The sequence below is a fragment of the Streptomyces sp. NBC_00322 genome (assembly GCF_036147535.1).
GTDB lineage: Bacteria > Actinomycetota > Actinomycetes > Streptomycetales > Streptomycetaceae > Streptomyces.
The window spans coordinates 525996-540472 of the sequence record NZ_CP108019.1 but is presented as its reverse complement, the minus strand read 5'-3'; the positions used below and the strand labels follow the sequence as shown (position 1 = coordinate 540472).

15 protein-coding genes are annotated in these 14477 nt (G+C 69.6%); 9 read left to right on the top strand and 6 right to left on the bottom strand.

The features are described 5' to 3' along the window. Window positions 1-85 precede the first annotated feature (85 nt). Window positions 86-973, bottom strand: a complete 888-nt coding sequence (locus OG905_RS02415) for a helix-turn-helix transcriptional regulator (RefSeq protein WP_328665914.1) — start codon at window positions 971-973, stop codon at window positions 86-88. 241 nt (window positions 974-1214) lie between these two features. Between OG905_RS02415 and OG905_RS02410 the strand changes: the two genes are divergently transcribed. Continuing rightward, window positions 1215-1796: a GNAT family N-acetyltransferase gene (locus tag OG905_RS02410; RefSeq protein ID WP_328665913.1), complete on the top strand. Its 582-nt coding sequence runs from the start codon at window positions 1215-1217 to the stop codon at window positions 1794-1796. An 84-nt stretch (window positions 1797-1880) separates the two neighbouring features. Here the strand turns inward: OG905_RS02410 and OG905_RS02405 are convergent, their stop codons facing one another. After that, entirely contained in the window at window positions 1881-2675 is a 795-nt protein-coding gene (locus tag OG905_RS02405; RefSeq protein ID WP_328665912.1) for an SDR family NAD(P)-dependent oxidoreductase, read from the bottom strand. Window positions 2676-2779: 104 nt separating this feature from the next. On the opposite strand from OG905_RS02405, the gene OG905_RS02400 reads away from it, so the two are divergent. Together OG905_RS02400 and OG905_RS02395 are read left to right on the top strand one after the other, a co-directional pair. After that, window positions 2780-3397, top strand: a complete 618-nt coding sequence (locus OG905_RS02400; protein ID WP_328665911.1) for a TetR/AcrR family transcriptional regulator — start codon at window positions 2780-2782, stop codon at window positions 3395-3397. Between the two features lie 551 nt (window positions 3398-3948). Continuing rightward, window positions 3949-4278 (top strand): hypothetical protein, encoded by a 330-nt coding sequence (locus OG905_RS02395; RefSeq protein WP_328665910.1) that lies wholly within the window; start codon window positions 3949-3951, stop codon window positions 4276-4278. Between the two features lie 62 nt (window positions 4279-4340). Here the strand turns inward: OG905_RS02395 and OG905_RS02390 are convergent, their stop codons facing one another. Beyond that, window positions 4341-5330 carry a phosphotransferase family protein gene (locus tag OG905_RS02390; RefSeq protein WP_328665909.1) on the bottom strand — a complete coding sequence of 330 codons (990 nt, stop codon included), beginning with the start codon at window positions 5328-5330 and terminating at the stop codon, window positions 4341-4343. Window positions 5331-5683: 353 nt separating this feature from the next. Here OG905_RS02390 and OG905_RS02385 point away from each other — a divergent pair, with 353 nt between their 5' ends. The 4 genes from OG905_RS02385 (at window position 5684) to OG905_RS02370 (ending at window position 9746) form a co-directional block, all read left to right on the top strand. Beyond that, window positions 5684-6364, top strand: coding sequence for a hypothetical protein (locus OG905_RS02385; protein ID WP_328665908.1), 681 nt, complete (start codon window positions 5684-5686; stop codon window positions 6362-6364). A gap of 1 nt (window position 6365) precedes the next feature. Beyond that, a complete protein-coding gene (locus OG905_RS02380) occupies window positions 6366-8591 on the top strand; it encodes a M48 family metalloprotease (RefSeq protein ID WP_328665907.1) in 2226 nt (741 codons plus the stop codon). A gap of 250 nt (window positions 8592-8841) precedes the next feature. Then, window positions 8842-9477 carry a ParA family protein gene (locus OG905_RS02375; protein WP_324975132.1) on the top strand — a complete coding sequence of 212 codons (636 nt, stop codon included), beginning with the start codon at window positions 8842-8844 and terminating at the stop codon, window positions 9475-9477. Next, window positions 9474-9746, top strand: coding sequence for a hypothetical protein (locus OG905_RS02370; protein WP_328665906.1), 273 nt, complete (start codon window positions 9474-9476; stop codon window positions 9744-9746). The genes OG905_RS02375 and OG905_RS02370 overlap by 4 nt, the downstream gene beginning before the upstream one ends. A gap of 66 nt (window positions 9747-9812) precedes the next feature. Here the strand turns inward: OG905_RS02370 and OG905_RS02365 are convergent, their stop codons facing one another. Both OG905_RS02365 and OG905_RS02360 read right to left on the bottom strand, forming a co-directional pair. After that, window positions 9813-11279 carry a membrane-associated oxidoreductase gene (locus OG905_RS02365; RefSeq protein ID WP_328665905.1) on the bottom strand — a complete coding sequence of 489 codons (1467 nt, stop codon included), beginning with the start codon at window positions 11277-11279 and terminating at the stop codon, window positions 9813-9815. Window positions 11280-11623: 344 nt separating this feature from the next. Then, complete coding sequence (locus tag OG905_RS02360; protein ID WP_328665904.1) at window positions 11624-11977, bottom strand: VOC family protein; 354 nt, start codon at window positions 11975-11977, stop codon at window positions 11624-11626. Between the two features lie 289 nt (window positions 11978-12266). On the opposite strand from OG905_RS02360, the gene OG905_RS02355 reads away from it, so the two are divergent. Further along, window positions 12267-12476 carry a hypothetical protein gene (locus OG905_RS02355; protein ID WP_328665903.1) on the top strand — a complete coding sequence of 70 codons (210 nt, stop codon included), beginning with the start codon at window positions 12267-12269 and terminating at the stop codon, window positions 12474-12476. Window positions 12477-13054: 578 nt separating this feature from the next. After that, entirely contained in the window at window positions 13055-13423 is a 369-nt protein-coding gene (locus OG905_RS02350) for an FGGY-family carbohydrate kinase (protein WP_328665902.1), read from the top strand. A gap of 52 nt (window positions 13424-13475) precedes the next feature. Here OG905_RS02350 and OG905_RS02345 read toward each other — a convergent pair whose 3' ends face one another. Beyond that, complete coding sequence (locus OG905_RS02345; RefSeq protein ID WP_328665901.1) at window positions 13476-14462, bottom strand: carbohydrate kinase family protein; 987 nt, start codon at window positions 14460-14462, stop codon at window positions 13476-13478. Between the last annotated feature and the right edge of the window lie 15 nt (window positions 14463-14477).

The following is a 14477-nucleotide window of genomic DNA, read 5'->3' as shown; positions in this document are numbered from 1 at the left end:
AATCCACACGCGAAATGCGGGTGATCACAGTGAATTGAGTGAATTGGTCCGTGCAGGCAGAACGGGCTATGTGCGCCGCATCGGATTACGTCGGATTGCTGAAGCGCGCCAGAACGCCGTCCTGGTCGGCCGGCACGCTGTGCATCAGCAGCGTCATGGCGGCCTGGGAGGGCGAACCGGGCTCGGTGGTCGCGACGACGATGTGCTGCCCGATTTCGGTGTGCAGGGTCTGCTGAGTGACTTCCATGCTGCCCACCAGCGGATGCAGCATTTCGTAAACTGCGGCGCCGCCTGCCTTGACCCGGTGATCTGCCCACCAGGAGGCAAATTCGGCGCTCTTGACCGTCAGCTCGCCGATCAGCGCGGCCAGGGCCGGGTCGTCCGGGTGCCTGCCGCATGCGAGGCGCAAAGTGCCCACCACGGCTTTGGCCTTGGCCGGCCAGTCCGCGTACAGGGCGCGGGTGTGGCCGTCCAGGAAGAGCAGGCGAGCCATGTTCGGGCGCTCAGCCGGCCGGTCCGGGCTGCCTGGGTCGAGATGCCCCGCAAACAGGGCGTGACCGGCCCGGTTCCAGGCCAGAACGTCACTGCGCCGGCCGAGCACCACCGTCGGTACATCCGCCAACGCGGCCACGAGTTGCACCACGCCCGGCGTCAGCCGTTCCGGCACCGATCGGCGGACTCCGGCACGGCGCCGTGTGCCGGCGGCCAGGTCGTGCAGGTGCCTGCGCTCGGCCTCGTCCAGCCGCAGCGCCTGGGCGATCGCGTCGAGGACCTCCGGGGAGGCGTTGGTCGATTGTCCCTGCTCCAGCCGCGCGTAGTACGAGGCGCTGACTCCGGCCAGCTGGGCCAGTTCGTCGCGCCGCAGACCCGGCACACGGCGCTGGTCACCGTACGCCACCAGTCCCACGTCCTCGGGCAGCAACTGCGCGCGGCGGGTCCGCAGGAACTCACCAAGCGGTTGTCTTCCTTCCATGTGCTCGAGTATTGGCTCCCCGGCGCGATGCAGCCACACCCTGCCAGGGATACCGCCCTCTACTTGGGCCAGACCCTTGCATTGGCCCCAAAGAGCGGGCGGCCTCAGCATGGTTGAGGCCGGTGCCCGCTGGGGGCGGCCTCAGTCCTGGGCGACCGTTCAGGGCCGGCGGACGAGGGCGATCGCGGTCGCCATCGGGAAAACCGGTTGCGCTCGCGTGGTGTGCGGACAGAATCAGCGCGTGCAGATCCTGTCGTTCCCCGAAGAAGCCACTCCGTCCGAGTTGCGCGTCCAGGTGCGGGAGATCCAGGCGCAGGCGTGGCCGTCCGCGCGTGTGTCGGTGACCCCTGTCGATGCGCCCACCCACGATCCTTTGCTGCGGCCGTTGTCGATGCTGTTTGTGGAGGAGGGCTCGGTGCTTGCCGCGCTGGACATCCTGTCCAAGGAGATCGTCCACGCCGGTCGGTGCTATGCCGCTGGTGGGCTGAGCACTGTGGTGACGAGCCGGGAAGCTCGTGGTCGCGGGTACGGCCGGCGCCTGGTGGCAGCGGCCCGGGAGACGATGGCCGCCCAGGGACTGGACCTGGGGCTGTTCACCTGCGACCGCCCGCTTCTGGCGTTCTATGAGAGCGCCGGCTGGCACCTTCTTCCCGGGGCTGTACTCATCGGGGGAACACCGCAGGCTCCCTTCCCCAGCGACCAGCCCGGCTTCGACAAGGTCACCATGGCCGCCTTCTTCTCGGCCGAGGGCAGGCAGGTCCAGACGTCGTTCCACCACAGCCGCATCGAGCTCTATCCGGGAGAGACGGACAAGCTCTGGTGAACACTGGGAACAGCAGCTTCGCGCCGGTCTTCTCCAGGTCGAGGCAACTGGACGGCACGAATCGGATGAGCGGGGAGGGTCAACTCAAGAGGCGGGCCGCAGGAGCCGCCCGCTGATCCAGGCGGTCACCGCGCGCGGGGCGAACCGGGGAGCGCTTGCGAGAAGAGCGTTGCGAAAGCCGGGGATGACGGTACCCCGATCGCGGTCGAACGCGCGCAGTCCGACGGTGACGACCCGGTCGGCGCGGTCGAGCCGGGAGTAGATGGCGGTGCGGGCGGCCCGGTCGTCGCCCAGCCCGGCCAGGAACCCGGTGTCGACCGGCCCCGGACACAGGGTGAGTACCCGAACCCCGGTGCCCCGGGTCTCGACGCGCACCGCCTCGCTGAATGACAGCACAAAGGCCTTCGTCGCCCCGTACACCGCCTGGTAGGCGCCGGGCTGGAAGGCGATGGTGGAGGCGACGTTGACGACTCCGCCGTTACCGCGGTCGAGCATCGCGGGCAGCACCGCGCGGGTCAGCGCGACCAGGGCCGCATTGTTGACGAGTACCTGGTCGTACTCGCGGCCGGGATCGAGCGTGGCGAACCGCCCGTAGCTGCCGTAGCCGGCGCTGTTGACCAGGAGGTGCACGCGGTCGCCGATCTCGCCGACCAGGTGCTGGACGGCGTCGCAGTCGGCCAGGTCGGTCGGTACGACGTCGACCCGTACGGAGTGCGTGCGCTCGATCTCGGCGGCCAGGGCGCGCAGCCGGTCCGCCGAGCGAGCGACGAGGATGAGGTTGGCGCCGCGGCCGGCCAACTGTCGGGCGAACTCGGCGCCCAGCCCGCTGCTCGCGCCCGTGACCAGCGCCGTGTGGTCCGCATAGGGGAAGAGTGCCATGTCGGGGGACTCCGTTCGGTACGGTCGGCTCGCGACTGACCTTTACACTGTCAAGTCGACCAGAGATAGCTTGACAGTGTCAAGGGATGGGCAAGTGTGAGGACATGACCACAGACGTCGAAAGTGCCCACCAGTCCGGCCGCGCGGCACTGCTCGCGGCCGCCCGCGCGGAGTTGGCCCAGGTCGGGGTCGGCGAGCTGAGCCTGCGCGCGGTGGCCCGCCGAGCGGGTGTGTCACACGCGGCGCCCAAGCACCACTTCGCGCACCGCGCCGGCCTGCTCAGCGCGCTCGCCGCGGATGGCTTCACCGCCCTGGCCGCGCGGCTGGACACCGTGGTGACCGGAGGTGGATCGCCACTGCACCGGCTGGTCGCCGCCGGGCACGCGTATCTGCGGTTCGCGCAGGACGAGCCGGCCTTGTTCGACCTGATGTACCGCCCGGAGCTGCTCAGCTCCGCCGACCCGGCCCTGCTCGCCGGCAAACGGGCGGCGTTCGGGATGCTCGTCCAGGTGGTGGATGAAGCCCGGACGGACCTACGCCCCGACATCGGCACCGACGACATTGCCCTGCTCGCCTGGGCGACGGTGCACGGGATGGCGGTACTGATCCGCGACCGGGCGCTGGAGGCGGTCGAGATCGCAGAAGACGCCGGGCAAAGCGCCGCGCTCGCCGGGCCACTCGTCGAGGCGCTTGGCCGCATCCTCAGCGTGGAGTCTCGTTAGCTTCACCGGTCGTCACGCCTTTCGCGGCTACGGTCCCGGCCACCCGGCCCCCCGGCCCCTGTGGCCGGGGCGGCCTCCTGCCGGATCAGCTGATCGGCCGGCGTGTCTGAGCGCGGACCTTGAGGGTGAGCGCTGCGTACTTGCTGAGGTCGATGTTCTCGGGGCGCTGAGAGAAGGACATCCGGTTGGGGCGGAGGCAGTCGGCCGGGCTGTCTCGGACAGCGCCTGACCCGGCTGGATTTTCTCGATCTTCCGCAGGAAGTCCCTGGTCATAGCCCACTGGACGCGGATAGCGTCGGCGTCCTCATGCACAGAGTCCTTGGGGGGACATCCATGTACGTCCGCGCGCTGCGGCCTACGCCGGCACTCGTCACTGTGGTTGCCGGGGCGCTGATGACCTCCGGGTGTTCCGCAGAACCCGATGCGCGACCAGCCTCGGCAGTACCGCGAGCGACGGCATCGGCCAAGGCCGCCGTAGCACCTTTGACGAGGGCACAGCTGAGGGCGCTCACCTCAAGGACGGTGAGGTTGCGGGAGTGTACAAGGGCGGGATGGAGGTGCAGGACCCCCAGCCGGAGGCCGAACGGCGCTCTTTCCCGCCGGTCTCCGACCCCGATTGTCAGACCATGCTCGACATCCGCAGCGGGGATCGCACATCCACCGTCGTCTTCCAGGTCTTCAACTGGAAGGGCGCCATCTGGGGAGGCGACTCGACGCTGGCCGCCTACGAGGACGGGAAGGCCCAGCAGGTCTTCGCACAGCTCAAGCAGGCACTTGGCTCCTCGAGCCGGCCCGCCCGCACACAGCAACGCGTCCATCAGCTCGAACAGTTCGTCACGCCGAGCAGTCAGCCACGCGTGGAAGTCGTCCCGGAAGTGTGACGCCAAAGCGCCCGGCGCCCGCTGGGCGCTGTGGTGCAGCAGGGTGAGACGCCCGCGGGCGTTCAGGTGTGGACCAGTTCCAGCGCCTTCTTCAGGTTGTACTCGGCGATGCCCGCCATGAACGCCCGGTCGGGGAAGTCCCCGTCGAGCAGCCGCAGTGGACCCGCCGTCAGTGACAGACGCTGCGCGAGCATGTAGAGCGAGAGCCGGTCCTCGTCCAGTCCGTCCACCTCCAGCGGCCGGTAGGCGTCGTGCAGGCGGATCCGCAGAAAAACGTGCTCCCACTCGACGTCGAAGTACATCAAGCCCTCGATGTCGATCGCCACGGGGTTCCCGCCCGCGTCCACCAGCACGTGGTCGGGCCCGAGTTCGCCGTGCACCACCGCGTACTCCGCGCGCGGCCGCACCGCCGCCGCCAGACCAAGCAGCCGTCCCTCCAGCCGGTCGCGGGCTCCCGCTATCCGCGGATCACGCGACGCCGCCTCGGCGAGGTCCCGCAGCGCACGGTCCAGGACGATCCCCTCGCACGACGTCCCGCGCGACGTACCTCCCCCGTCGACCGCGGCCACTTTGCCGTACGTGGGCGCCCGATGACGCCGCATCGCCTCAAGCACCTCCCCGAGCTGGGCCATGACCGGGGCAGCCGCGCTCGGGTCACGCGCGAGCAGTTCCTCCAGGTTCTCGCCCGGGAGGTCCTCGACGATCGCGAGGTCGGCGGGACAGTGGGCGCCGTTGCGGTCGACGAGACGGATCGCGGGGACGCGGACGCCGAGCGCATCCAGCCGCACGTGCGCGGCCTCGAACAGGTCGAGCCCGAGGCCGGGCGCGAACGGGTCGGCGAGGTCGTCGTCTCCCTCGGCGGCCGGCCAGTAGTTCTCGGCGTCGTCCCACAGGTAGGCGATCGCAGTCGTCGCGTCGTCCATCACCAGGCGGTATACGCCCTTCTTACTACCGCCCGCGACCCGCTCAACCGCCTCCAGCCGCCGCCCACCGCCCAGCGCGGCCCGCGCCGCACCCGCCAACTGCTCACGCGTCTCTGCCCTGGGTGCCACGTTCCGAACCGCCTCTCCATGGACGACAACCTGCGCACCCTACGGGAGCATCTACGTGGGCCCGCGGCCCAGACCTCATCACCATCGCACTCCGTTCCGGGCTTCGGGGCGCGGCTGGGTACGAGCGCGGGTGCGCTGCACGCCCGTCAGCAGGTGTCGCAGTAGGTGCCGCACGGCAGGGGGCAAGGTGCCTCTTCGGCGATCGCCGGACAGCTCGCGGCAGCGGGTCCATACTCGAAGACGCGCGACGACACATACGTTGATTTGCGGAATTTGTGGAGTCGTGGAGGGGCAACGACTCAGCGGGGGGCTGACGCACACTCATGACGACTCCGACACCGTCCATCACGGCCATGTCCGAAAGCCCGTGGAAGCACAGCGGGGAGCATCGTCGACTTGCGCGGGCGCTCGCCAGGGAGGTGGTGACCGAGGTTGCCGCCGGGGAGCTGCCGCTCTTCGAGCAGCGCGCCCGGAGCCACTTCCGCCCCCGGCTGTGGAGCCGTCGGCCCTTGTCCGTCGACGTCTTCGGGCTGGCGGCCGAGGTAGTGACCCCCGCGGCGCTGTCGGCGGCGGCCGGGGTGATCGGGGTGATGTCGGCCGAGCTGGTGAGCCGGTTGACCTCGCGCGTCGTCGGCCGTGTGTCGCGCCGTTGGCGGCGGTCCGAAGCCGAGCCCGCCGGACCGGCGGACGCCGCGCCCGCACCGACCGCCGCGGAGCTGGCCCGCTGGCGTACGGCCGCGCTGTCGGGTGCCCTGCGCCACGTGTCCGAGCAACGGGCCCAGCAGGTCGCCGACTCCGTGCTGGCGGAACTCGTACGGATGCTGGCGACGGACGGGGCACCGGAGCATTCCTCGTCGCCGCCCACCGTGCTCCAGTCTTCCGGGGCCTCGGGGTCCGGCGGCCCCAACGCCGACGACGCGGACGACGCGGACCGGCACGCGGAAGGAGCCCCGGGTAACCCGAGCGGAGACACCGAGCACGTGGCTGGGCACAGAGACCCAGACGGAGACGGTCCAGCGGCGACCAGGCTCTAGCGTGGTCGTACGGGCTCTCCTCTTCGGTGTCGCGCTGATGGCCGCGGCCATGACGATCGCCTTCCCGGCCACCACCAGTCGGCACCACAAGGCCACGGAAGTCTACAGCCGGTGCTGGCCGGGGGCGATGAGGCAGTTCCAGCTGTCCCTGCCGATGACCTCTGTGGAAGCCGAGATCCTCGCTCAGGCGCCGATCTGGCCCCCGCAACCGGTGCCGGATGAGTATGCGCCCGCCCTGAAGCAGTACCTCCTGGAGCAGTGCCCGCCGCCGGCGGACCGGAGCGAGTCCCGCGCCGGGCTCGCGCTAGGGGTACTGGGAGCCGGCGGCTTCGTCCTGTACTGGCTCAGCCCCTATCAGCAGATCCTTTTCCGTGGTCTGCGCCGCCTGCACCCCACAGCAAGCTCCGGAACACCCCGCGGCTACCGGCCCGACCTTGCCGACGCTGTGTACCGGCAGGCGGACGACGCCGGAGTGACCGTCCATGGAGTGTGGCTGAACGCCTCCGACTACACCAAGAACGCGGTGGCTTTCGGGCACTGGCGGCGCCGGCACATCGAGCTCGCGAGCGGCATGGAGAAGCTGTTGGATGAGGATCCAGGCACCTTCGAGGTCATCATCCGCCATGAACTCGGCCACATCAGCCACCGGGACCTTGACGTCACCCATGGCGTCACCGCGTTGTGGGGAGCCTTCACCGTCCTGCTCGCCATTACTTTCTGCTTCGCCGTGTCAGGGTACGCCGGCGATGGTGAGTACCTGCTTCAGCTCTCCTTCCATCTCTGCTTGCTCGCCTACACGCTCTACGCGGCCCGCAACACCTTCCTCCAGTCGCGGGAACTGCACGCCGACGCGTTCGCCGTGAGTGGTCCCCCCGGATCGGGCACGGGGGAGGAACGCCGACAGAAGCTGGACGAGTTCTTCGTGGGCCTGGCCGCGCAGCGGTCGCCCACCGTCGGGGCGATCCGCGCCTTCGCCGGCAACACGACCCCTGCGGCACCGGATCCGGCGGAGCGCGCCGGCACCAGCTGGCCGTTCGCCACCCATCCCGCCCTCCAGCGCCGCAGGACGGCCCTGCGGAACCCTGCCTTGGCAGGCGAACTCAGCGCTTGGGAAGCCGGGTTGACCGGCTGCGTCGCCATGTTCGCCATCAACCTGCTGCTCGGGGGCAGTTTCGACGTCATGATGATCGGGCTGCGACGGGGCTTCCTGGAGATCGACACGCTCCGCCCCGTGTACGCCTGGCTCGCGATCCCCCTGCTCCTCCCGGCCGGAGCCGTACTGGGCCTCGGAATCCGGCACACAGTCGTCGCATGGGGTGGCGTACGCGGCGGCCGCAGGCTGGCGGGGCGGCTGGCGTTCCTTGCCGGGGGCCTGTGGGCGGGGCTGTGCTCCGGATACATGCTCCTTCCGACGCAGGAGTTCAGTGCCGGCTGGTCCGCGCAGCTCGACACGATGTGGTGGCACGGGGTCACCGGCGGACTCGGGCTCGGCCTCGCACTGACGGCGGCCCTGTCGATCCTGGCCCTCGCACTGTTCGCCCTGGTCTGCGACACCGTGTGCCGACCACGGACGGCGTCCTTGTGCGTCGGCCTGTACGGCGTGCTCACCGCCGTTGCCTGGTTCCCGTCGGCTCTTCCCGACGGGACCGCCCCGTACCTCCACGCCGTGGTGGCCGGCGCCGCACTACTGAGCGCCACGGCGCTGCCGTTCCTGGGCCGCCGACCAGGACGGCCCGCTCCCGCGCCGCTCTCCCTTGAGGGGCCGGTGACACGGACCGAGGCTCCGGACGCGACGAGGCCGCAGCGCCTGCTGGCCCATGTCGTCACGGTCGTAGCGGCGGCCGGGGCGATCGTTGTCGCGGACAGCCGCCTCGTGGACATTCCCGATTCGCGGCTCACGCTGGTGGCCTCGATGGGGCTTGTCTGGTCCGTGACCGCCCTCGCCGGAGCGGCCGCCGCCCAGCACGATGCCGAGTTCCGGCGCAGGGCCCGATTCGCCACCGTCTGCCTGACCGTCGGTGCCGCCGCGGCCGTCATGGAGTATCTGACGAGCGCCTCACTTGGCCTCTTGCCAGTCCTGCTGTTGCTCGGGTCGGCGGCCGCTGTGAAGGTGGCCGGCCGGGTCTCGGCGGCCTCCCTCTACGCCTTCAGCCACCGCAGGAGCGAGCACTCTTCGGGGTGGGCGTCGCGGGCCAGGCGCTCCCTTGACGACGGTGCCCCTCGCTAGTCGCGGCGTAGCGAGCGCATCCCAAGCCGGCCACGCATGACGAGGCCATCATCGGACACCGGGCAACGATCGGGCACCCACGACCGCGAATCAGCCCCCTGCACAGCTCGTCTCGGCCTGCTCGGCGGCACTGCACGCGCGGCTCGACCACCGGCCGAAGAGCGGGTCCTGACTGCTTGCGAGTGAACCATGGAGTCCCGCACTCGCGTCGAACCCATCCAATCGATCACGCCCGTTAGCGTTGGCTCCCATGCTGCTGAGCTGTGCCTTTGTGAATCTCAAGCCTGGAGTCGGCAAGACGACCAGTGCCGTATGGCTGGCCCACGCGCTTCACGAGTCGGGCTACTCGCCGCTTCTGGTCGACGGCGACCCAGCCGCCTCCGCACTGCGCTGGAGCGAATTGGCCGACGGCTTTCCGTTTCCCGTCATCGCCTTGCCGGTGGGTGACGTGCACCGCCGCGTGAACGACTTCCTGGGCAATCGGCAGGCTGTGGTGCTCGATGCGCCGCAGTTGGAGGACCATCCTCGTATCGCCCGCAGCATCATGCGGTACGCGAGTGAGTGGATCGTCCCGGTGACTCCCGCTCCCATCGAACTGGATCGGATGGCACCCATCCGCTCCGAGATGGACGACGTCCAGTCCCTGCGCGCCGAGCCGGGCCGCACTGCAGTCCTCCTGAACCGGACCAATCGTCCCGACGCCACACGCACCGGCCCCGACGCCGACGCTCGTGAGGCGCTCACCGAGTTGGGGTTCGTGGTGCTGGACACCCAGATTGCGCGGCTCGAGTTGTACGCCCAGTCGTTCGGAAGTCCGGTGCGGGCCAAGGGGTCGGCGTACATGGACCTTGCCGATGAACTCATCAAGCGTCAGGAAGAGGCATGAAGGAGCGCAAGGACAGGTACCGCGCGGCATTGCAGCGCACAGGGGACGTCGCTGCCCGGTCCTCCAAAATCATCACGCTGAACAGCAGATACGTCCGGATGACCATCGAAGTGGACCCGGACCTGCAGCGCGACCTGACGCGATGGGCCAGTCTGCCGGTCTCAGCGCTGGTGCTCGCCGGCGCGACCGTCCTGCGCACCTTGGCCGACACCGCCGCGGCCGTGCCCCGATCAGTGGGCGGCGCCGGACATACGGGGCCGACACCCTGACGACCTCAAGCACGATTTCCTCGCCCGGCGCACGTTCTCTGAGCATTTCGCGGGTTCTCGTGGGGGTCATTGGCGGCTGACCGTACGGGTCACGCCCGTGACGATCGTCGTCGCCAGGATCCAGCCGGTGATGATCAGGGCGTACGACAGCCACTGGTGCCAGCCATCAGGGGCGAACGCCGGCTCCTGGCCGAAGTTGATGATCGGCAGGAGCAGGTCGAGGGTGTAGAAGACGGGGTTGAAGTCAGGGGCCTCGTCCGCCTTGATGGGCCGTGGGTGGTCCAGGCCGTACGCGATCGATCCGATGGCCACGAGGGACAGCAGCCAGACGGCCGCGCGCAACGGGCGGAAGCCGTAGCCGACGGTGGCGTCCTGGATGTACCCCCACAGCCGCCCGTACCAGGTGAGCGTGGTGCGGCGGCGTCGCTGCTTGGCGAGTTGGACGAGCCGGGCCGCGTCGTCGTCACCGACGTGGCGGTATGCCGCCGTCAGCTGCTCATAGCCGTACGGCTCATACCGGTCGCCGTCCCGCTCCAGCATCGGAAGACGGCGTTCGGCGGGCTCGTGCGGGGTGAGTACGGTGTACGTGAGATTGCTGAGATACATCTGGTCCGGCAGCATCTCCGGTTCAAGAGTCAGGATCTCTATTTGAGAGCGCCGCAGATTCACGGCGCCCTCGATGCGATCGCCCCTGCGCAGCCAGAGTTCACCGATGACACAACTGCTCGCACGCAGTGCCGTGTCGCCCGGATGCGACAGGTGGGCGTGGAGCAGGTCGAGACGGCCCGATATGCGTGAGCCTCGGAGTTCGACCCGGCCCTGCGCTCGCACGCACCGCGCCCGTACATGGGCTCCCACGTTGAGGTTCTGTGCGTCCAGCGCGGTGCCATCAGGCTTGTTGAACTCGGCGTCCTGAACGTTGATCCGCCCTGCGACGGAGGCGCCAGTGAGCCGTACCTGTCCGTGCGCGCGCATCTCTGGCGCCCACAAGTCGTCCCCGATCGTGGCCTGGTTGAGCTGCAGCACCGGCTCGGAGTCGTCCGGCGCCGTGAACTCCGCGCGCTCCATGAACAGCGCCCCGGAGATTTGAGCCCCGCCGAGCCGCACGGGCCCCCGCATACGGCAGTCCGTCATCCGCAGCACCCCCTCGACCCGCAAGGTCGCCGAGGTCAAGCCCGGCAGAACGGACTTGCTCAGATTGAGCTGGCGCAGCTGGGCACCGTACAGGTCGGGAACGCCGTCGAATTGACAGTGGCTCAGCCGGATGGCGGCGCCGATCGTGGCGTACTTCAGGTCCAGCACGCCGGTGATCCGCGCCCCCGTGATCTTGAGCGCGGCGATCTCCCCCTCCTCCTGCGGAGCCCTGAGCAGCAACGCCCGCAGCACACTCGCCCGTACGGTCCGCTCGGCGCCCCACGTGTTGCCGAGGGCCGGATCCTCGTTCTCGGCGGCGCGGAAATCCACGGATTCGCCTCGCGGAAAGGCCCGCCATACACGCACCTCGGCCGGCGTCAGATCGTTGGTCTCGCTCACGCCGGGACTCTGACGTGCCGTGTTCGAGGTGTCAACTGCCGTACGGAGCTGGCCATGCTGTCCGGCATCCTCCCCCTCCGCCCTCGCCGAGGCCGACACCGACCCCATCGACTCCGAGCCACTGTTTGTGGGCTGTGAGGCGGGTCGAATAGCCGTCGGCTGGCCGAAGAGGCCCGGCTCGGATGCGGTGAGGATGCTACGGCTCACCAGGTGTTTCAGTTCTGCCGCGAGCGGCTCGTCGCCGGCGGGCAGTGGCACGAGGGGATCCAGGGATCTGTCGGTCGGTGAACAGTGAAGCGTATTTTGTGGTCCACCCGTACGTCACCGCCTGCGTGAAGATGCGGTCAGGCGGGCTGCCACAGCTCGACACGATTGCCCTCAGGATCGGTGACCCAGCCGAATCGACCGACACCCTCCATGTCTTGCGTTTCATTGGCCACGTCCGCTCCCTTGGCGCGCAATTGCGCGAGCATCGCATCCAGGTCGCGGACCCGGAAGTTGAGCATGGATTGCTGGGCGCGGGACCCGAAGTAGTCGGTCTCGGACTCGAACGTCGCGAACACCGTCGGCCCGGCTCCCTGACGCCACAGGCCGTTCTCATCGGCGTCCAGGCCTAGGCAATCGCGATACCACGCGCTCAGGGCCGCCGGGTCGACGGCCCGCATGAAGTATCCACCGATTCCAAGCACACGTTCCATGCCGCTATCTTGCCAGGACGGCGATCGGGCGGGCTGGCACCACACCATCGCCCGCTTCACCCCCCGTCTCAATCGCGGGGGAACTCGTAAGGGGCACCAAGCCGCGACGAGGCACTCGCCGGGGGCGGAAGACACCAAGTCCGTCAGGCCGGCGCCAGGCCGATGACTTTTGATCTGAAGCAACGTCCTACTGATGACGGAATCCGCAGAACGGAGACAGCTCATGCACGCGGCTCTTGTGACATTGACGATTGACCCGGATCAGGCCCCGGCTGCAGCCGCTGCGCTGATGAACGACATCCTGCCGAGGGTCCGCTCGGCTCCCGGCTTCATCACCGGATACTGGCTGGAGCCTGCCGACGGCCGCGGACTCTCGATCGTCCTGTTCGAGAACGAGGAGCAAGCTCGCGAATCAACCCCACCGGCCGGCGACTGGACAGCTCCCGGCGTCACCATCAACGGTGTTGAGATCCGGCGGGTAGCCGCCACGGCCCCATGACACGCAAGCCACCCAGCATCGGTTAGATGCCAAGCATCGCCGTCGGCGCTGCGGCGGGTGAAGATTCCCAACCGCGGCGGCGGGGGGAGTGGCGGCCGCTGTCGATTCCCACCGTGGCGGACGGGGACGCCGGCCCTCGGCCGGAGCGATGCGTACCGCGGTTGTCGACCCCGTACTGCGGGGCGTGGCGGCGTACTTCCGGCAACGGGAACTCCGGGCGGAAGTTCAACGCAGTTGACGGCTACGTCACGAACGGCTGGCGATCTTCGCCAGCCGGAAACACAGACTGCGAGGCCGGAATGAGGCTTAGCGCTTGAGTTGGCGAGTTGAATGTTGTGGTTGGCGAGCGAGCTGATCTCGCCCCCTACACGCAAGCTCTCGCCGCCCGAATCGACCGAGACGCCGCAGTCCAACCCACCCGAGGTCATGGACATGAGCACACAAGGCTCACGTGTCGGGGTGTCGTTAAGGCTCCGCGTCAGCGAGGCCGGTACGACGGCCACGCCGCGGGCGGTCGCGGCGGCGACGTCGAGGCGATCAGCCGAGAGGTCGAGGCGCACCTGGACGGTCCGTCGGAGGTGTTGTTCCACCCCTTCGTCTACGGCTCCCCGCACCCGCAGCCCACGTCCGGGACGTTCCTCGGTCTGCGCGGTTGGCACAGCCGCGGTCACCTGCTGCGGGCCCTGATGGAAGGCGTCGTCCTCAATCACCGCTGGCACGTCGACGCGCTCTGCTCGAAGCTGCGGATCACCGGGGCGGCGGCCCGGCTGACCGGCGGCGCAGCGCACAGCGAGGTGTGGAGCCAGATGTTCGCCGACGCTCTGCGGCGGCCGGTCGTGGTGACCGACGTGCAGGAGAGTGCCGCATTGGGAGCGGCCCTGCTTGCTGCCACCGCCGTCGGACTGCTCGACGACGTGACGGACCCGCGCGCCGGCGCCCCCGCATAAGGGATCAACAAAGGGATCAAGAGAGATCCCGGCACGGTCCGGGCCACGGGCCCTACGCCGAAGCCGGCACGCCGTCGCGGCGGTACGGCGGCTGGGCGCCCGCGCGGGTGCAGGTGTCGGCCGCGATCTCCACGGCGTACGACAGCAGCCGGGCGAGCTCGCCGGCACCGAGACCGTCGACGCCTTCGCGGTCGAGTCGGCCGGTGTGGTGCAGATGGGCGAGCGCCCCGGCGGTGAAGGCGTCGCCCGCTCCCACCGTGTCGACGACCTCGACCGCCGGGGCGGGCACATGCACGCGGGCGTCGCGTCCGGCGGCCCAGGCGCCCCGCGACCCGAACGTGATCAGGACGAGCCCTGCCCCGGACGCGAGCCAGCGGTCGGCCACCGCCTCGTACGACTCACCCGGGTGGAGCCAGGCCAGGTCCTCGTCGCTCGCCTTCACCACGTCGGCGAGCGCCACCCATTCGGCGAGCCGCCGGAGATAGGCGGCTCGGTCGGTGACCAGGCCGGGCCGTACGTTCGGATCGAGGGACACCAGCCGCCGGCCCGCCTCCCGGCGCAACAGTCCGTCGAGGGTCAAGGCCAGGGGCTCCAGCAGCAGTCCCAGCGAGCCTAGGTGCAGCGCTGCCCCCGGGGGCAGCGTGCCCCCGTCCGGGAGGGCGGCGAGGTGCTCGGGTCGCAGGCCGCGGTCGGCGGCGCCGTTCGCGTGGAAGGAGTACGCGGCCGACCCGTCCTCGCGCAGGTGCACGGCGGCGAGGGCGGTGGGGTCGGACGTCGGCAGCACATGGGTGAGCCGGGTGCCGGATGCCGCGAGGTGCGCGCGCAGCAGGCCGCCGAAGTAGTCGTCGGAGATGCGCGCGAGCAGCATTGCCGGGACTCCGAGGCGACCGAGGCCGGCGGCGACATTGAGGCAGGAGCCGCCCGGGCACGGCTGGAAGGCCGTGGCACCGTCGGCCGTGCGGGTGGGGGTGAGGTCCACCAGCGCGTCTCCGGCGACGACGACGGCAGGCTTGTCTGCGGTTTCCGGTTCGGCACTCATGCGGGACTCCTCGGG